Origin of the sequence: Bacillus sp. BHET2, from assembly GCF_005938125.1 — a bacterium.
Lineage (GTDB): Bacteria > Bacillota > Bacilli > Bacillales > Bacillaceae_B > Rossellomorea.
Genome location: NZ_VCQN01000001.1, coordinates 861,629 through 881,833 on the forward strand (window position 1 = coordinate 861,629; position 20,205 = coordinate 881,833).

Consider the following 20,205-nt stretch of genomic DNA (forward strand, 5'->3'; position numbering starts at 1 on the left):
ATGTTAATCTAAGCCAATAGGCTATGTGTCATGTCAGCCTTTTGACTGATAATGCCGCTTAGTAGAGAAATCCGTAAAACTGAAAATGAGAATATCCTGCTTGGTGATTAGCTTCTGAGCCGGATGATCTCTGCAAAGCAGGAGAAGTGGGAGAACAAGTCATGGCAGTGGTCGTTTCGAAAAATCCTGCCCTCACGTCAGTTGATTTGGATGCATTCTTGAAAAACGGTGTTCTTAGCTGCATTCTTTATTTGTATAGAAACATGGGAATTTATAGCTGTTGTTCTGAAGATAGAGAGAAGCCGGATGAGAAGAACCTGCGGGTATTAGGTGCCAACCGTCACACAAGGATCCTGCCCGATTGAATAGTTGATTTCATTAAAATAAGTGACCCAGGGAGGTGAAAGGTGAACCTCTGATTTATGTTCCCTTACTAAATCCTCCTATATTAATCTAGTGATTCTACGTCATATTATATAAATTTAATAGAAAAATGTTCGGGCTTCACATATGCGATCTATCACTATGGAAATCATTTTAATGATTCCATGTTGCTGACATGTCCTGGGTGATAATAATGAAAAAAATGAATGGATAGCCCATTCCTCAATCGTCTACAACCCTAATATGTAGACATTTTTGACGGTTTTAATCAAATAGATCAGCCCACGATAGTTTAGTACCCATTCTCATGGATGGCCTAGTCCCTTTTTCCTTACTCACATAAACTATTAAGAGTATGAAAAACACATGTAGAAAGGAAGGGACGTTTTATGCAGTTCCCAGATGCATCACAATATACTCCTTTATTGTTAAATGGCAGCCCACTATTTGACAATTTTGGGGATGAATCTCCCCAACCTGTTGATATTGTAGGAAATAGCACTTACCCAGCGGGATTTATTGCTTTCGATGGGGAAAATATTTTTTTCCGGATTCGCTTAAATGGTGATCCGACCCAGGGACAAGGATTTAGGCAATTCGCATGGGGGGTTTTATTCAATACAACTGGAGACCCTGGTACCTATGACTGGTTGTTAAACGTTGATGGATTAAATGAAGCCATTAATATCTATGAAAACGTTATTAAGGAGTATAACTCCTGGACTGATGCAGCCGAAGGAATCAATGGAGAGCCGAATTTTTCACAACCGATTACAAACTTTGATTATGCTAGGGTGATTTTAGCGGACTCATCCATTGATGGTGATCCTGACTACTTTTTAGAATGGTCTTTACCGGCAGCCACTATTTTTACTGTGATGGGGATCGATGAAACGACTACGATATCCACTATCTACTTCTCCTCTGCCAACTCCAATAACTATAATAAAGACTCCCTCCGCTCAGATGAAGGCTTTGAATTTATCGACGCCTTTACAGACCCCATCACGATTGAGGAAACGGATGTTCGAGCACGTTTGAATGCAACAAAGTCTCTTTCAAGCGGTCCTTCTCAAGTTGAATTTGGTGAAACATCAACCTGGACAGGTACGATTACTCTATCAAATACAGGAAAAGCATTGGCTACCACTATCTTGGCAAATGATGTAATCGGACTGGATAACATTGTAGTTTATTCGATTGATTCAACCTCCCAAGGCAGTGCTGTGCTAAATGAAACGACTAAGACGGTCACGTGGGACGTCGGGAATTTAGACCCTGGGGAATCGGCCACACTTGCATTTACTGCAACTGGTAGCTTTACTGATGATCAGCAAACGACCTTTTTCTTAGATCAAGTAACGGCGGACGGCGTGGATAACCTTTCGGGAGAACCGATTCAATCGAATACAGCCAGTATCCCTATTACTGTTTTCAATAATGCATCCATAAATGGATCAATCATTGATTCATCCAACGGAGAATATGTTTCCGGAGCAACGGTAGAGTTAAAGCAAGGTCCGACAACGATTGCTACAGTAAGCTCAGATGTTAACGGTTTTTATAGCTTTGTTGATGTGATACCGGGAAATTATACAATCGTTGTATCAAATCCTCCAAATTACACTCAAACATCCGTCCCGGTTTCAGTAGCAAGTGGCGAGTCCCTTTCTCAGGATATTTTCCTCTCCCCGGCTACGAGTACCATTCAAGGAACCGTCACAGGTAGCATGGCACCACTAGTGAATGCCACAATCAGGTTATTGAATAATCTTGGAATCGAAGTTGCCACGACTTTGACCGATATTTCTGGAAACTACTCTTTTCCCGCTACCACTCCAAGTTCTTACACCGTTGAAGCGATCGCAAACAGCTTTCAATCTGCACAGCAGCAAGTCATAACCGAGCCAAACGGCATATCCATTGTCAACTTCGATTTACTTCCTGATCCGGGCTCTATTCAAGGGACCATTTATGATTTAATGAACTCCAACCCTATATCGAATGCACTTGTCGAGGTGTTAACGAATCAGGGAGTGTTTGTAGCATCAACAACTTCAGATCCACTGGGATACTACTTAGTAGAGGATCTAGCCGAGGGAATGTACATCGTCCGGGCAAGTGCTGCGAATTATGGATTCAACTCGGTAAGCACCTCTGTTGTTAGCGGTGCGACGACTACTTCAGATGTTCCGTTGCAACCTATACCTGGAACCATTAGTGGAAATGTTACAGACGATGTTAGCAGCCAACCGATCCCCGATGCGATCGTACAAGTCGTCAATTCCTCAGGACAAGTGGTCACGTCGGGTATGACAGATTCATTAGGGAATTATACAATTGAAAATCTAGTCCCCGGGTCCTACTCAATCGTTTTCAGTGCAAATGGATACTCAAATTCCGTCATAGGAGCCGTCGTCACTCAAAATCAAACGACTACTCTCAATGCATCACTTAGCCCGATCGCTGGTCTCGTCATGGGTACCGTAACAGATAATGCAATGAATCCTATTGAAGGGGCATTAGTCACCATCATCCAGAATAATATTCCCATTGCTACTGATATCACGGATCAAAATGGGAATTATGAAATCCCTAACTTAGCACCCGGGTCCTATACAGTAGTGGTCAGTGCTGAAAACTTTACTACAGAAACTGTCGGAGTGATCATTATTAGTGGGGAATCGACCGTAGCTGATGCTGTATTGGTACCTGATCCAGGTACGTTAACAGGCAATGTAACAAATGATTCTGGAGACCCCATTGCCGGGGCAACGGTAAACGTTCAAACTAGTTCCTCTATTATCTTAACGACTGTTACGGACTCGAATGGTAGCTATACAGTGGAGGGATTAGCCCCAGGAAACTATACCATCTCCGCAAGTTCACCAAATTATCAAACACAATTAACAGGAGCCGTCATCGAGTCTAATACAATAACCACAACGAACTTTGTACTTCCTCCAAATCCAGGTACAATCATTGGTCAAATCACGAGTGCACAGACAGGTGATCCCATTTTAGGGGCAAACATTGAAGTAAGGTTCATCGATTCAACTGGAGCCGTAGTATCCACTGTTTTTTCAGATAATAATGGGAATTTTTCAAGTGATCAATTAGCCCCGGGAGTCTACACATTAGTCTTCTCGGCAGATAACTTCCAAACCACAGCGATTTCTGCTTTAGTGGAAGCGGGAGAGACGACTATGGCGAATGTTGCGTTAGAACCGGACCCTGGCTCTATACAAGGAACGATCATCGACGCTATTACCCAAAATCCGATTGCAAGTGCCGAAGTAACGGTGGTAGATGGCCAAGGATTCGTTGTGACAACCGCCATAACCGACGCGTCTGGAGGATTTACAGTCAATGGTTTAACTCCGAACAGCTATAATGTCACGGCTATGGCGAATGGATACCAGAGTAATACAATCGGAGCCGTTGTATTAAGTGGAAATACGACTCCAATCATTATTGAGTTAGAGCAAAATCCAGGGCAAATTACAGGAATCGTTACGCCCGTTGTTCCTGGGACATTGGTAAGGCTCTATAATGCGAATGGTGTCTTCAATTCATCTGTCATTGCAGATGCGAATGGTGCATTTACATTCGATAACCTCGCTCCTGGAAATTATTCTGTCACGGCAAGCGCAAACGATTATATTACTGCTACAACAGGCGTTCAAGTGGTTGCGAATCAGTCATCGCCGGTTTCCCTTTCCATGCAGCCATTACCATCATCGGTTTCAGGAGTGATCGTTGATGCCAGTAACAATCCAATTCAAAGTGCTTTAGTTGAAATTAGAGATGCTGTTGGCACATTAATCGCAGAAACGTATACAAACGCAAACGGGGAATATATCATTACTGGCCTGGGTTCTGGTTCATACACAATAGGAGTATTCGCTGACGGTTATGCTCCATCGTTCACAGGAGTCACTCTTTCAACAGGGGAGATGCTGACCAATATCGATCTCACTCTTGTTTCGGAAAGGGGAGGGATTAGCGGACTGGTGACGAATGCAAATACTGGTGAAGTGATCCCTGGTGCAACCATCACAATCACGGATGTTCAAACTCAAGAAATCGTCGCTGTCACAACAACAACGTCTTCAGGAAACTATATTGTAGGTGACTTGCCTATAGGAGAGAAAATTGTTACTGCATTCAAAAGTGGTTTTTCTACCGCACAAATTGGAGCCATTGTCGTAGGAGGTGAGACGACAGGTGCAAATTTAGCATTAAATCCAAATCCTGGTACCATCACTGGGATTGTAGTTGATCAAAATGGAGATCCCATCCTGGAAAATAATACAACCATCATCATTGAAGATGAAAACAAAACAGTCATCACTTCATTACTAGCAAATCCTGATGGGACCTTTACCGTGCCTGATCTCGCACCGGGCACATATTATGTCGTTGCATCTGCTCCAGGATTTGCGACCTCTACAGTAGCTGCGGTGGTGGAGTCCAATCAAACAACGAATGTAACCAGCGTGTTAGTGCCATTTCCTGTTACCTTAACAACAAATGTAATTGATGCAACCACTTTGCTACCGATTCCAGGTGCTACTGTTACAGTTGAACATACGAATGGAGTAAGGGTAGGAGTCGGTTTAACGAATGAGAATGGCCAAGTGACGTTTAGCAATTTACCAAGTGGAGAATTACTGGTAACCGGGTCTAAAGATGGTTACGGGAGTGACTCGAAATCAATATTTGGTAACCCGGATGATTCCATCACAACGACATTGAGCCTTTCACCGATATCGGCAGGAGTAAATGGTTTTGTAACCAACCGGACAACAGGAGAACCCATTCCTGACACAGTGATACAACTATTCGATGCTACATCTGTTCTTGTCAAAACAGTCCTTACCGATCAATCAGGAGCTTATGTCCTTACAGATCTTTCGCCTGGAAACTATACAATTGTTGTCAACGCAGATGGATTTGGTCCAGAAACAGCGGGAGTTTTCCTGTCGCCAGATCAAATTGCTACGATCAGCTTCGCCCTAACGCCATCAACGTCCATTATTGAAGGGACGGTAACGGATTCCATTACCGGCTTGCCTGTACAAGGGGCAACGATTGTCATTCGTCAGGATGGACCAACAGGACCGATCATTTTCACTACCGTAACAGACGAAAATGGTTTTTATCGAACGACTGAACTCTCATCCAGAGTATATGTCCTAGTAACCCGTGAACCGGAGTACAGCTCTGAAAACGAGACAGTTGTGGTCCGTGATAATCAAATTATCATATTGAACTTTGAACTTACACCTAATGGCGGAAGTTTACGCGGAAACGTTAGGAGTGCAAATACCGGTGCTCCATTATCAAACACATTAATTACGGTGATTAATGCGGATGGGGACATCATTGCCACCATTCCTACTGATATAAATGGCGAGTATTTACTATCAGGTCTGGCTCCTGGAAATTATACGATCACAGCCACAAATCCCAACTATCAAGCAGGTATTCAGCCTGTCATAATTGAGACTTTTGAAACAAAAACAGTTAGTTTTCTTTTGCGAAGTAATCCTGCAAACATCCAAGGTTATATTACGGATGGAGATACCGGCAACAAGCTAATCGGAGCATTGGCAGAAGTGTTCGTTAACGGTGTTTTAGTCGGAAACGCCCTGTCAGATGGGATGGGATATTACCGAATTCAGGGGATTCCCGTTGGAAGAGTGACTCTCAGGGTTAGCTATCCTGGATATGGTACTTCGATCAATACGGTTGATTTACTCCCGGATGAAATACGAACGATCAATGTACCATTATCTAGATTTCCTGCTTCCATCGATGGGCGTGTAACGAATGATGCCACGGGTGGTCCAATTGCAAATGCACGTCTAACCATCACGTTGGAAGGTGAGGATCTACCCATTCAGACCACCTTTACTGATGAATTTGGACGATACTCCTTAGTAGGCTTACCTCCAGGGACCTATCGATTGTTTGTGAGTGCAAGAGGGTATGAGGATGCCTCATTTACAATCATTCTAGCACCGAATCAAGTCCTTCAGTTTAATATTAGGCTTACACCGATAGCCCCTGAGAATAATTTAAGGCCTGAATGCATTTCAATTGATAAGGTATATGATTGGGTCGTGTTCGTGGCTTCTCAAAAACAAACCGTTTTCTTTCCCCAACCTGTGCTAACAGATCGGGATTCACTGAGCTTACTCACTAGTGTCGTTGGAAAACCTGCAGGAAAAATCATCCACCTTGTTAATGGAAATCCTGGTATTGTCAGCATCCGTTTTGATGCAGTTGTTCAAGTTGAAGTAGTGAGTAACAGCGATATGAATCCTATCCTTGTCTTTGATGTTCCGGTCCAATTTGAAGAAGAACTGGCACTATGTACGCCAGAACCATTGACCCTGAATAATATAACCGTAAAAGTCATGGAAACATTTGTTAGAGCAGGTAACACCATTACAAATGAACAATTTACGCTTCTAACGAAATTTTGCGTAGAAGTGGAGAGTATGTACCCAGTGAAGCTTGAAGTGTTAGGGGAATTTTGCTCGCCGAGGACGAATCCCATCACACCGGAAGATCCAGATCTTTGTTCATAAATAAATCAGTAGGGCATCTTCTACGTATCACATGAATGACCAGTATCGACCAATAAAGTAAGGTGAATGCCTTGCTTTTACATAGAACAGAATATCTTCATCAAATGAAGAAGGAGTCACTAAATGATTCTTCTAACTTAAAGATAAAGAAATTACCTATTTTCATAATCTCCATTATTCACGTCTACTCCAAATCTAGCAATTTGCATAGTATAGAGAGAAGGGAGGTGAAAGAATTGAAGAATGATAAATGCATTTCCCCTGGTGTTCCCCTTTATGACGTTCAATATGGACTGGATGCAATCATCCCTATCAATACTCAAGTATCTGCCGGACTTCAAGTCGTAGCGAATGAAACAGCTTTATCACAAGGACTTGATCTTCAAGTTCAATTTACGCTAGTGGACCCTTCACATGTACAAGCTATTACCGTATATGCCCTTGTTGAAGGTGAAGTGATCGAGGCTCAGTTTAATGAACAAGGATTTTTTCGGACTGACATTGGAACAGTAAGAGCAAATGAAACGATTACCACTCTGGTGACGGTATCTGAAGAAGCAAATATCGGTGTAACAGTTGAGCTGATTGAGGCTGGACCGTGTACGGTGCTTTCCAGCGAGTTTCTCGCTGCAGCTGCTGTTGATCTAGCATAATTCGCCTAAATATAATCGCGAAGGGAGGGAATCATATGGCCCATACACAGCATTTAGTCAATTGGGGCTTGAATCCAATCTTGGCAGTTGACGTGCAAACACCTGCACCCATCTTTGTCACTGCCAATGCGGAAGCAGAAGCTCTAGGAAATGAGTATCGGGGAGTTTTGTATCTTTCGAACCCCAATTTAGCCAAGCATCTTGAAATCTGTATTAACGCGGACACTGCACCGGAAGTATTGAAATTCAACTCTGCAGGAATAGCTACGTTGCCACTGGAATTGAATGAGACCGTTTCAACGACAGTCATGGCACGTAGAGTGATATCAGGAGTCATGACTTTACAATTGACCGAATTGGAAACAGGCACCGTAGTAGCAACAAGAAACTTTGTTTTTGATGCACTTTAACCGATTAATAGATGATATAGAATCATAACAGTGTGGAAAAAGTGCTCAAGTAATTTAGCTTTGAGCACTTTTTAAGTGGCTTACATATGAAAGTAAAGAGGAGTACAGTTGAACTCGATGAATGAAATTGTTCTGTTGAGATTTGCTTCTAGTTTACATAATATATATTATAGGAAGTTAAATAAATTATTCGTTTCCAGTCTCGTATCACAAGTATACTGTTAACATTGAGACAACAGAAAAAATTAGGTAGATCATGAATTGTACATTTTCAACAATAAAATCATCGTTATGTAGATTATCGTGACTTTCACTTAAAATTCCATTTATCCAATTTGATCATTATCATTATCAATACTTAAAATTCACAATGGCTCAAGTATAATGTTTTGTTCATTTTCAGTTATTATCCGCTCAATAAATTGTTTTACTCGTTAGGAATATCCAGTTCGATTATCTGATTCGTGAACCATTTCCTTATGCTCGATTTTCATTCTCTTCCATTTAGTTTACATAATAATAATGTAACAATATTTTTTCACTTATTCTTTTTTGCAGTACATACGTATTCAACTTTTTGATTCTTTTCCAACAATTGAGATCAATTACCCTCAAAATTCGCAGCAGCCTCCTTCCTTTCTGTATTTTCACCTATCTTGCTACGCATAGAAAAAAGCATAAAGGGCCTAAATGCGGTCCTCTCTATGCTTGTGCAATCATTTAAGTAAATATTGTCTAGGTGTACCAAAATATAGCGTTTGTTGAAAATCAGGGAATATGGATTCAAAACAGATGATGATGGGTGCATCCAATAGCCATGGATAGTAAGTGTAAAAGCCTTTATCTCCATTTATTATAGCAGTTAAAGCCAGTGGTAACTCCTTTTTGAAAATCATAAAACGTACGTTTGAAAGCTGATGATCGAATTCTCCTCCGCTTACATATACTGTCCCGGTAAATGTATATTGACCAAGATTTCTTTTCCATTCACCCAACACTTCGTCCCTCATTGCCGGATTAATTTTCTCCATTTCATAGTGGCAGCCAATGCTTAAAAATAGTTCGCCAGTCATATCTGAATGGGTGAATGTGTACTTCCTGTTATCAATCGGATTGAAGATAGATGCAGGAGGTAGATACTGAACAGCTAACTTCTCAGGCTTAAAATCACTCATAAGTAAGCCTCCTTCACAAAAATGGGCTTACAACAGAGTATGACAGTAGCCTACAAACGGTTCCGCTTCTAATTTTCTTTCCACATAATTTTAATCAAGTTCCATTTATTCTTGTCATAATACCAATACGAGGTGACCGTGCCGATCCCATCTGCATGATAAGCTCCACTAATTTGCTGGTAGCCTTTCAATCCTTTACCTGGCTTACCAAAGAGTTTGGTAGGGGTGAAAAATGCATATGGTCCAACCATTAATTCCATTGGTTCATTTAATTTTCCATCGGTGTATATCCCCAATCTTTCGTATTCCTCTTTTCGATCGCTTAAATCCACTGTGTAGGATTGATTTGTATCCACAAACGTTATCGATGCTTGATATTGATCTTCAAATTGAGCTTGAATCGTAAGTGGCTCAGGTAACCCGATATCAACCAGTTTATTATTGGCTAACGTATGAAGAGCCATATTGTATAGACCGCCGCTTCCACCCGTTGCAGATGAATACAGCATATCCTTTATTCCATCATGATTTAAATCGTCGAATTGTATTTTTGGTTCATAGCCACCATCATAATCAATCCGTATGTCACTACCCTCTGACGTCGTAATATCTGCCCAGATTTGTTTTAGAAACAAGGCATCAGGAGAAAATGGAATCGCTTTGAGCGTAATCGTATCCTTTTTACCATCGCCGGTTACATCTTTTTTATAAACTTTTAGGGTCATTTCATTCACTGGCTGTTCTTCCGGCGGTTCAGCGGAAAAGTTTCCAGCTATGGCATGGAGTGACATAATAAAAAAAGCACCGAATGCAAATAGTAATTCTTTTCTCATGATTCTCTCTCCTCGTTGAAAAGTATTCTTTAATATTTTCACCAGAGAAGGAAAATCTATGTAAAAATTATTGTTTTTCTTTTCTCAAGTAGGTCATTACCGCTTGTCCAATTAAGTGATTGTTTTCACTGAGTGTTTTAATCATAAGAAGCAGCTCATTTTTAGAATAACTGTCGATTTCATCTATAAGGAATGGCTCATGATTTTCTCCTTTGTAATCCTGCAAATAAAAAACTAGTGCGGCAATATGCTTACAGTAACCACTAAAAGGACAAGTACAAATGCTTTTTTCGAATTGATCTAAATAGACGATTGTATCATAGTCATCCCCTTTTCCATTCACCACTCCATGGACATGAGTAGGAAAAATCACTGTGTCGATGATCCGGTTACCTCTGTAGTACGTTAATCCTCTGTTCATGATTGTTTCATTCACGTGAATCTCCATTTCAATCATTAAATCGCTAAAATCATGCATCGAGTCACCCTCCTAAAAATGAATGTTCAAAAAGACCAACCCACTATAAGGTTGGTCCTTCATGCTATTCTTGTTCTCTTGTCTCAGGCTTTACTTCCCAACTTTCAATTCCTTTTAACCCTTTAATAGAGTTTGAGTAGAAAACGGGATCTTTTCCTTGTTTCTTTTGTTCCCGATAATCTTTTAATGCCGCTATGGCAATCTTGGCTAATAGCGTAATGGCAATAAGATTAATAATCGCCATCAGACCCATAAAGAGATCTGCTAAGCTCCACACGATATCCAGTTTGACAACTGCCCCGAATATCACCATGCCTAAAACGGCCATTCGATAGATGAAAAGGGATACGGGACTGTATTTAATAAACTCGATATTCGTTTCCCCATAATAATAGTTTCCAATAATCGAACTGAAAGCGAATAAGAAGATGGCGACAGCTACAAAGGTATCTGCCCATGAACCTACATGGAAGCTCAAGGCTGCCTGTGTTAATTGAATTCCATCGATTCCAGTCGTATATTGATCAGATAATATAATCATGAAGGCCGTTGCCGTACAGATTAGTAAGGTATCAGTGAAAACTCCGAGCGTTTGAATAAGTCCTTGTTTAACAGGATGAGTCACTCCGGCTGATGCTGCTGCATTCGGCGCACTCCCCATACCTGCTTCATTCGAGAATAAACCACGTTTGATTCCCATCATGATGGCTGCTCCAACCCCGCCACTTGCTACTTCTCGAATCCCGAATGCATTTTCAAAAATCACCACAAACATGTCAGGCAGTAATGTGATGTTGGTGACTAGAATATAGAAAGCCAAAATCAGATAAAGTACTGCCATAATTGGCACAACAAATTGAGTGACACTGGCAATCCGCTTAACTCCACCGAATATAACAAGTGCGGTCAAAACGGCCAGAATGATTCCAACTGTCATACGATCAAATGAATATGCTTCTTCCATTGCGAGTGAAATCGTATTCGATTGTACGGAGTTAAATACAAGACCAAAACAAAATGTAATGATAATAGCGAAAAGGATCCCCATCCAGCGGGCATTTAACCCCTTTTCCATGTAGTAAGCTGGACCACCACGGTAGCCGTCCGTTCCGTCTTTCACTTTGTAGATTTGAGCTAGTGTACTTTCTACGAAGCTTGTCGCTCCACCAAGAAGGGCGATCAGCCACATCCAGAATACTGCTCCTGGTCCACCCCCTGCTATTGCCGTAGCAACACCTGCAAGGTTTCCTGTACCGACGCGTGAAGCAGTACTAATCGTGAATGCCTGGAAGGATGAGATGCCCCGTTTTCCTTCTGAAGAAATCGTAGTCTTATCTGTTAATAATCTTCCCATTTCTCCTAAGTAACGGAATTGTGCGAATTTTGTTCGTAATGAAAAGTATAAACCCAACCCGATCAATGCTACGATCAATATGTAAGACCACATATAATCATTCAATGTGCCTATTATACTTGTTAATAACTCCATTTTTGCTCCCCCTAGTTGTAAGTGTTTATGACCAATAATGTATGAACCTATGTTTGTTTACCCATTCAGACACTTTTTAAATCTACCAAAAAAAAGATGCCTCTTCAACTGATAAATTCATATTGATGAAAGAATATTAATTGTTGTACAATCTTCTGTTGGGATTGTACAACAATGGTGGATGGATATGCATTTCATATTCATCCAATAGCAAAGAAACAGATGTTGGCGCCGGATTAAAAGGTGAAATCATTCGAAAACCGCTTAAACAAAAAAGACCAGATGGGGATCTGGTCTTTTAATGTAGATCTATTCTTTCGATTGGATTAATAGTGATTCTGACCATGTTTCATTGACAGCTCCACTGTCTCCTTCATCAATCACAAATGATCCGTTTGAATAACGATCATTTGGTCTAAGATCTTTCACATGGACTTCGTCTATCTTGCCTTTTTTCGTAATGAGTCCAACTTTATCCGTATCTTTCACTACTTCTATACTAACCACTCGATGTGGATTTGATTTTAATTCACGAAGCATGATGACTCCACGCTTAGCACGGGATGTTTTTTCAAATTCTGCTAATTTCATTTTCTTCACTGCACCACGCTGGGTGGCTAAGAAAATAAAATCTTTCACAGGGTCTCTTATTAATTTTCCAGATACAACAAAGTCATCCTCTTTAAGATTGATACCTTTCACTCCAGCTGCCCTCGGTCCAACAATATTCACATCATCTTCTGAGAACCATAATCCAAAGCTTAAATGTGTAGCAAGGAATACATCATAGGATCCATCGGTTAAGTGCACATCGATTAACTGATCGTCACCTTTTAAATTGATGCCTACAAGAGGGCGTGAGTATCGTTGTGCTTTGTACTGAGGAAGCTCAGATCTCTTGACCATACCGTTCTTAGTAACAAATAGTAAATAATGGGCTGAAGTAAATTCTTTAATCGGAATCGCTTTTAACACCTGCTCATCTCGCTCAATCGGGACGATGTTCCCTATATGCTGCCCAAGATCTTTCCAACGAATATCCGGGAGCTCGTGGACAGGGCAATAGATATAGTTCCCTTTGTTTGTAAACACCAGCAGAACATCGGTTGTATTCATTTCAAATTGACCAAGGAGCCTGTCTGTTTCTTTCATGGCGAGGTCCTGACCGTTAGAAGCAGAATAGGAACGGAGACTCGTCCGTTTCATGTACCCGTCTCGTGTCACCGTAACCATAACATCCTCACTCGCTATCAGAACTTCAAGATTGATCTTGATTTCCTCTATTTCATCTTCAATCTGAGTTCTTCTGACGTCGGCGAATTGCTTTTTAATACCTTTTAATTCTTTTTTAATCACACTATAAAGCTTGCTTTCACTTTCAAGGATTGCCGTCAAATCATCTATTGCTTTCGCCAATTCTTCTGCTTCTGCTTGTAGCGCTGTAATATCTGTATTCGTCAAGCGGTATAGCTGCAGGCTGACAATCGCCTCGGATTGAGCTTCAGTGAATTGGAACTTATGGATCAAATTATCTTTCGCATCGCGTTTATCCTTCGAAGCACGAATGGTTGCAATCACCTGATCTAGAATGGAGAGAGCTTTCATCAATCCTTCGACGATATGCTGACGATCCTTCGCTTTATTCAAATCATGTCGGGTCCTATTGGTGACCACTTCTTTTTGATGTTGAATATAGGCATCCAATAATTCACGGAGTCCCATTAAAGTAGGTCGTCGGTTATGTATGGCAACCATATTAAAGTTGTAAGAAATTTGTAGGTCACTGTTTTTGTATAGATAATTTAAGACTCCTGTTGAATCTGCATCTTTCTTTAACTCAATCACAATTCGCATCCCGTCGCGATCTGTCTCATCACGAACTTCTGCAATGCCCTCCACTTTACGGTCCAGTCGGAATTCGTCCATTTTCTTGACTAGATTTGACTTGTTAATCTCATAAGGAATTTCCGTTATAACAATCTGCTGTTTGCTTCCTCGGATGTTTTCGATTGCTGCTTTTCCGCGAACTACGACTTTTCCTTTTCCAGTTTCATAAGCTTTTTTGATACCTTCTATTCCCTGGATAATACCTCCCGTTGGAAAATCAGGTCCTTTTATGACAGTCATCAGTTCCTCTACTGTACATTGAGGTTTATCCATACGCATAATGGCCGCATCGATGACTTCACCTAGATGATGTGGTGGAATATCGGTAGCATAACCTGCAGAAATCCCTGTTGAGCCGTTCACTAATAAATTAGGGAACCTTGAAGGTAAAACAGTCGGTTCGCTGGATGTATCATCAAAGTTTGGAACAAAGTCCACGGTTTTTTTATCAATATCACGCAAGAGCTCCATGGAGATTGCCGAAAGCCGGGCTTCTGTATAACGCATGGCAGCAGGGGGATCACCGTCAACACTCCCGTTGTTTCCATGCATTTCTACTAAGTAGTTCCGTACCTTCCACGTTTGGCTCATCCGGACCATGGCATCGTAGACAGATGTGTCTCCATGGGGATGATAGTTACCGATGACGTTACCAACGGTTTTTGCTGATTTACGGAAACCCTTCTCCTGAGTATTTCCGTCAACATACATAGCGTATAGAATACGCCTTTGTACTGGTTTCAATCCGTCCCGGGCATCTGGCAATGCACGTTCTTGGATAATGTATTTACTATAACGTCCAAATCGATCGCCTATCACCTCTTCTAGAGGTAAATCCTGATATCTTTCTACATTTGTCATGTATTACCCCTCCTCTGCGACCGTAATATTTTCATTCTCCAAAATGCTTCCGTCTTCTTCCAGCCCAAAGGCAACGTTACTTTCAATCCATTTACGCCGCGGTTCTACTTTATCACCCATAAGCGTGGTTACACGTCGCTCAGCTCGGGCAGCATCATCTATGCGAACCCGGATCAATGCCCTTGTTTCAGGATCCATCGTTGTTTCCCAGAGCTGATCGGCGTTCATCTCCCCGAGACCTTTATAACGCTGGATCATATAGCCTTTACCGACTTTTGAGATGGCACCTTGAAGCTCATCATCCGTCCACGCATATTCTATCTTTTGCTTCTTGCCGGACCCTTTACTCACTTTGTAGAGGGGTGGAAGTGCGATATATATTTTCCCTGCTTCTAATAATGGTTTCATGTAGCGGTAGAAGAAAGTCAGGAGCAGAACCTGGATATGTGCACCATCTGTATCGGCATCGGTCATGATGACAATTTTGTCGTAATTGATGTCTTCTACATTGAATTCAGGACCGACTCCGCCTCCAATCGCATGAATAATCGTATTGATTTCTTCATTTTTGAATATATCCTGGAGCTTCGCCTTCTCTGTATTGATGACTTTTCCTCGAAGTGGCAGGATTGCCTGGAATTTACGATCCCTTCCCTGTTTGGCAGACCCTCCAGCTGAATCACCCTCAACAAGATACAGCTCATTTCGTTGAGGATTTCTTGATTGAGCCGGCGTTAACTTCCCGGATAAGACGGTCTCAGAGCGCTTACGCTTCTTTCCGTTTCGGGCATCTTCTCTTGCTTTCCGAGCCGCTTCACGTGCCTGAGCCGCTCTAATGGATTTCTTGATGAGAAGTGAACTGGTATCTGGATTCTCTTCTAGGAAATAAAGAAGATGTTCCGAAACGACAGCATCTACTGCAGAACGCGCTTCACTCGTTCCAAGCTTTCCTTTTGTTTGTCCTTCAAATTGAAGAAGATGTTCTGGGATTCTGACACTCACGATGCTTGCCAGCCCTTCACGTATATCGGTACCTTCTAAGTTTTTATCACGATCTTTAAGGATGCCTACTTTTCGGGCATACTCATTAAACACTCGAGTCATCGCCGTCTTAGCACCTGCTTCGTGGGTTCCCCCGTCTTTGGTACGCACATTGTTTACAAACGAAAGAATATTTTCTGAGAAACCATCATTGAACTGAAAGGAGAATTCCACTTCAATGGTATGATTCTCCCCTTCAAAGAAAGCAACGGGATGAAGGACATCTTTTTCTTCATTTAAGTATTGGACAAATGCCTGAATTCCACTTTCAAAGTGAAAGACTTCTTTCTGATCATGACGCTCATCGATGAGTTCAATCTTTAACCCTTTAAGAAGGAAAGCAGATTCCCTTAGGCGTTCACATAGGGTTTCATAATTATAAGTCGTATTACTGAATATTCCTGTATCGGGTTTAAAATGGATACAGGTTCCGGTTTTTTTCGTCTTTCCGATCTTCTCAAGAGTTGTTTCAGGCTTACCGCCTTTTGCAAAACGCTGTTCATATTTCATTCCGTCTCTTTCAATCGTAACAACAAGCGATTCAGACAGGGCATTAACAACCGAGGCACCTACACCATGCAGTCCTCCACTAGTTTTGTATCCACCTTGCCCAAATTTCCCTCCCGCATGAAGCACAGTCAAGATGACTTCTGGGGTAGGTTTCCCTAGATTATGCATTCCAGTAGGCATTCCACGTCCTTTATCTTGAACAGAAATACTATTATCTTTATGTATCGTAACAATAATCTCACTCCCGAAGCCCGCTAATGCCTCATCAACTGAGTTATCGACAATTTCGTATACTAAATGATGCAAACCTCTTGAATCAGTAGAGCCTATATACATTCCAGGTCTCTTACGGACGGCTTCTAAACCTTCTAATACTTGAATCGCATCATCATTGTAATCCATGGTCTTATTCTGGTTGGCCACGAACATTCCCCTTTCAATCCTTCTCTAACCGTAATAGCTTGGTTCTTGTAAGCTATTATTGGTTATGTCTCTATTAACTATAACACAAGAACGTTTGTTCGTTTACCTGTTTTAGGCATATTTGAGGTAAACCACTATTGCTTATTGTAGCGTTTTATTTAATTTTCGCAAATGATATTTCCGTGAACAACACTATTTTCACTCTATTTATTTGGTTTTTTCAGCCTTACATAAGCATCATCTTCCAGAAAAAAAACAAGCGGTGAGAACCGCTTGTTACAAGTGAGGATTATTTGGTTAAAGCCTGTTCAACCTTAATACAGCGATCCATTATGACTGTATACTCACGTTCCTTCAAAAAGCGATATGCTTCTTCGTTCATTACACCAAGTTGTGCCCAAAATACCTTTGAGTCGATTTTATCAAATTCTTCCGCGATTTGTGGTAAAAACTCTGACCTGCGAAATACGTTGACGATATCAACCGTTCCATCAATCTCCTGGAGGGAAGATACAGCCTTTACCCCCAAAGCCGACTCTATAGTTGGGTTAACAGGAATAATGTCATATCCCTGATCTTGCATCGCTTTAGAGACCATGTAAGATGTACGTGTTGGATTATCACTCAAGCCGATTACTGCAATGCGCTTTGATTGTTTGAGGATGTCTCCTATTTCCTTGCGCGATGGATTTTCCATAGATGATCACAACTCCTTCATTGATCCTTTTTCTATTATTCATAAACTGTTTCTAAAGTCCTATTCTGCTTTTATACCATATTTCCCTTTATTTTTCATAAATTTATAAAAGTATCTAAATAAAACGAAGTGTCCAGAATAAAACAAGGGAGCTGTTCTTTCATGCGCTACTCACTGTTTTACCCGACACTTCGTTGCATTTTATTTTTCGATCAGTCCTTTAGAAATAAGAAACTCACGCGCTACATCCTTTGGATCTTGTTTATCCATATCCACTTTTGCGTTCAGTTCACTCATCTCTTCTTCAGAGATCTTCCCTGCTAATTCATTCAGCACTTTTTCTACTTCAGGATGCTCTTCTAATACTTCTTGACGAATGATTGGAGCAGCATCATACGGAGGGAAAAACCCCTTATCATCTTTCGTTGTTTTCAAGTTATAACGTTGAATTCTTCCATCAGTAGTAAACGCGGGAATGAGATCCACATCTCCATTTTTAACTGCTTCATACATAATGTTCGGATCGAAACTTTCCTTTTCCTTGAACTTAAATCCGTATGCTTCTGCGAAGGCATCATATCCATCTCCTTGGCGTTCATAAAATTGATGGGGTGCCCCGAAGCTCAAATCCTTCGAGAGAGGCACAAGGTCTGAGAAACTCTTTGCCTCAAAGTCCTGATCTGGTGCATACGCCAAAGTATAGGTGTTTTCAAATCCTAATGGCTTCAACCACGTAACATTAAACTTTTTTTCATATCCCTTACGTACTTGTGAAAGGATTTCATCTGCTGAAGCACCTTCTTTGGCTTGTTCTTTTAGAACCGCTTCAAGACCGGTACCTGTATATTCAACATAGACGTCAATGTCTCCTTTTTCAAGAGCCGGTGTCAGAATCGACACTTCACCTAAACCTTCTTCCACCTTTACATCCAGGTCGGTTTTTTCTTTAAGAAGCTCTGCCATCATTTGTGTTAATATGAATTGCTCTGTCCACATTTTCCCAGAGACTGTGATCGTGTCTTTTCCTCCATCGTTTCCGCAACCTGCGATCAAGATGGATAGTACAATGAATAATATGAATGCTTGTAATTTCTTTTTCATACTTACTCTCCTTTGTATTGGTTTATTTTCGTGCTTTTAGCCCTTTAGGGGTAGTCATTCGTTCAAGTAATTTTAATAAATAGTCAAAACTTAATGCAAGTAATGCAGCAGGAATGGCACCTGCAAGGACTAACGCGTTATTCCAGGTCGAAAGCCCACGGTAGATAAGGTCACCGAGTCCACCTGCTCCTACAAAGGTGGCAAGAGTGGCGACTCCGACCGTCAAAACAGTTGCCGTTCGGATACCAGCCATAATAAACGGAAGTGCAAGGGGAAGCTCTACTTTAAATAAGAGCTGTGTATTTGTCATACCCATCCCTCTTCCAGCTTCTATGACCCCTTCATCCACGCCGATAATCCCTGTATAGGTGTTTCTGAGAATCGGTAAAAGGGCATATACTGTAAGGGCAATGATTGCTGTGGTGCTCCCTGTACCTAAGAGAGGAATAAGAAATCCAAATAAGGCAAGACTTGGTATCGTTTGGAAGACAGCGGTGATGCCAATATAAAATTCTGCTGTCTGCTTCTTTCGCGATATGTAAATGCCTAGCGGAAGGGAAATGGCTATAGCAATGAATATGGACACAAAAGATAAATAAAGGTGTTCAAGCAATCCCGTTAAGATCGCATCGGAACGATTTGAAATCGTATGGATAAAGAATATAGAGAATGTGTTCATATAGAACTCGCCTCCTTACTGTCTTGTGAGGCAATTGCATGAAGAATTCCACTTGTTGTGACGACACCTATTTTTTTATCATTATCCATCACCATCAGGTATTGCTTTTCACTTGAAAGAAGCAGTCTGGCCGCTTCCTGGATGGATGCATCGTAAGGGATCAGGGAATATTCCGATTCTTCCAAGAGTAGATAGTTTGTACTTTCTTCCATGATTTCGATGATTTGCTTATGGGGTCTTTTGAGACTCAGTCTTTCTTCTCCAATAAATGCACGAACAAATTCATTTGCCGGTTCTTTCAACAGAGCAGATGGGGTTGCAATTTGTTCAATCTTACCATCCCTCATTATGGCAATTTCATCCGCAATCTTTAACGCTTCATCAATATCATGTGTCACAAATACAATCGTTTTATGTATAGTGTTTTGAATGCTCTTTAATTCATCCTGAAGCTGTTCACGACTAATCGGATCCAGGGCACTGAATGGTTCATCCATTAAAATGATAGGAGGCTCCGCTGCAAGTGCACGAATCACTCCTACACGTTGCTGCTGTCCACCGCTTAATTCTAATGGATACCTTTTCCGATACACCTCAGGTTCAAGTCCCACCAGTTTCAGAAGCTCTTCTACACGAACTTCATATTTTTCTTTCTTCCATCCTTTCAGACGGGGAATCAGACTGATGTTTTCTTCAATGGTCATATGAGGCAACAATCCGATGCGCTGAATTACATAGCCTATATTCCTTCTGAGCTCTACTTCATCCGTTTGTGATGTATCATTCCCATCAATGAGAATGGTTCCACCTGATGGAGAAATAAGCTTATTGATCATTTTCATCATAGTCGTTTTTCCACAACCACTCGGACCGATTAAAGCAACCAGCTTACCTTTTGGTATCTTTAAGTTGATCCCCTTAATGGCTTCCGTGCCATCTTCATAGATTTTTGTGATATTTTTAAATTCAATCATTTTTCCACCTG

General features: G+C 41.2%; 14 protein-coding genes. 4 read left to right on the top strand and 10 right to left on the bottom strand.

The window, feature by feature from the left end:
* Nucleotides 1–161: 161 nt before the first annotated feature.
* The 4 genes from FGG79_RS04550 (at nt 162) to FGG79_RS04565 (ending at nt 8,046) form a co-directional block, all read left to right on the top strand.
* Entirely contained in the window at nt 162–365 is a 204-nt protein-coding gene (locus FGG79_RS04550; RefSeq protein ID WP_138776551.1) for a hypothetical protein, read from the top strand.
* 408 nt (nt 366–773) lie between these two features.
* Complete coding sequence (locus FGG79_RS04555; RefSeq protein ID WP_138776552.1) at nt 774–6,983, top strand: carboxypeptidase regulatory-like domain-containing protein; 6,210 nt, start codon at nt 774–776, stop codon at nt 6,981–6,983.
* A 236-nt stretch (nt 6,984–7,219) separates the two neighbouring features.
* Entirely contained in the window at nt 7,220–7,636 is a 417-nt protein-coding gene (locus FGG79_RS04560; protein ID WP_138776553.1) for a hypothetical protein, read from the top strand.
* Nucleotides 7,637–7,671: 35 nt separating this feature from the next.
* On the top strand, nt 7,672–8,046 hold the full coding sequence (locus FGG79_RS04565; protein ID WP_138776554.1) for a hypothetical protein: 375 nt from the start codon (nt 7,672–7,674) through the stop codon (nt 8,044–8,046).
* Nucleotides 8,047–8,762: 716 nt separating this feature from the next.
* Here the strand turns inward: FGG79_RS04565 and FGG79_RS04570 are convergent.
* From FGG79_RS04570 to FGG79_RS04615, 10 genes are all read right to left on the bottom strand, one after another.
* Nucleotides 8,763–9,221, bottom strand: coding sequence for a staygreen family protein (locus FGG79_RS04570; RefSeq protein WP_138776555.1), 459 nt, complete (start codon nt 9,219–9,221; stop codon nt 8,763–8,765).
* A 68-nt stretch (nt 9,222–9,289) separates the two neighbouring features.
* Nucleotides 9,290–10,054, bottom strand: a complete 765-nt coding sequence (locus FGG79_RS04575) for a hypothetical protein (protein ID WP_138776556.1) — start codon at nt 10,052–10,054, stop codon at nt 9,290–9,292.
* A gap of 67 nt (nt 10,055–10,121) precedes the next feature.
* Nucleotides 10,122–10,532 carry an SWIM zinc finger family protein gene (locus FGG79_RS04580; RefSeq protein ID WP_138776557.1) on the bottom strand — a complete coding sequence of 137 codons (411 nt, stop codon included), beginning with the start codon at nt 10,530–10,532 and terminating at the stop codon, nt 10,122–10,124.
* Between the two features lie 64 nt (nt 10,533–10,596).
* Nucleotides 10,597–12,021, bottom strand: coding sequence for an alanine/glycine:cation symporter family protein (locus tag FGG79_RS04585; RefSeq protein WP_138776558.1), 1,425 nt, complete (start codon nt 12,019–12,021; stop codon nt 10,597–10,599).
* Between the two features lie 309 nt (nt 12,022–12,330).
* On the bottom strand, nt 12,331–14,769 hold the full coding sequence (parC, locus tag FGG79_RS04590; protein WP_138776559.1) for a DNA topoisomerase IV subunit A: 2,439 nt from the start codon (nt 14,767–14,769) through the stop codon (nt 12,331–12,333).
* Between the two features lie 3 nt (nt 14,770–14,772).
* Nucleotides 14,773–16,743: a DNA topoisomerase IV subunit B gene (parE, locus tag FGG79_RS04595; RefSeq protein ID WP_346764015.1), complete on the bottom strand. Its 1,971-nt coding sequence runs from the start codon at nt 16,741–16,743 to the stop codon at nt 14,773–14,775.
* Nucleotides 16,744–17,032: 289 nt separating this feature from the next.
* Entirely contained in the window at nt 17,033–17,440 is a 408-nt protein-coding gene (locus FGG79_RS04600; RefSeq protein WP_138776561.1) for a CoA-binding protein, read from the bottom strand.
* 201 nt (nt 17,441–17,641) lie between these two features.
* On the bottom strand, nt 17,642–18,541 hold the full coding sequence (locus tag FGG79_RS04605) for a glycine betaine ABC transporter substrate-binding protein (RefSeq protein ID WP_138776562.1): 900 nt from the start codon (nt 18,539–18,541) through the stop codon (nt 17,642–17,644).
* Between the two features lie 22 nt (nt 18,542–18,563).
* On the bottom strand, nt 18,564–19,220 hold the full coding sequence (locus tag FGG79_RS04610) for an ABC transporter permease (RefSeq protein ID WP_138776563.1): 657 nt from the start codon (nt 19,218–19,220) through the stop codon (nt 18,564–18,566).
* Nucleotides 19,217–20,194 carry an ABC transporter ATP-binding protein gene (locus tag FGG79_RS04615; protein WP_138776564.1) on the bottom strand — a complete coding sequence of 326 codons (978 nt, stop codon included), beginning with the start codon at nt 20,192–20,194 and terminating at the stop codon, nt 19,217–19,219. Before FGG79_RS04615 ends, FGG79_RS04610 begins: the two co-directional genes overlap by 4 nt.
* Nucleotides 20,195–20,205: the final 11 nt, after the last annotated feature.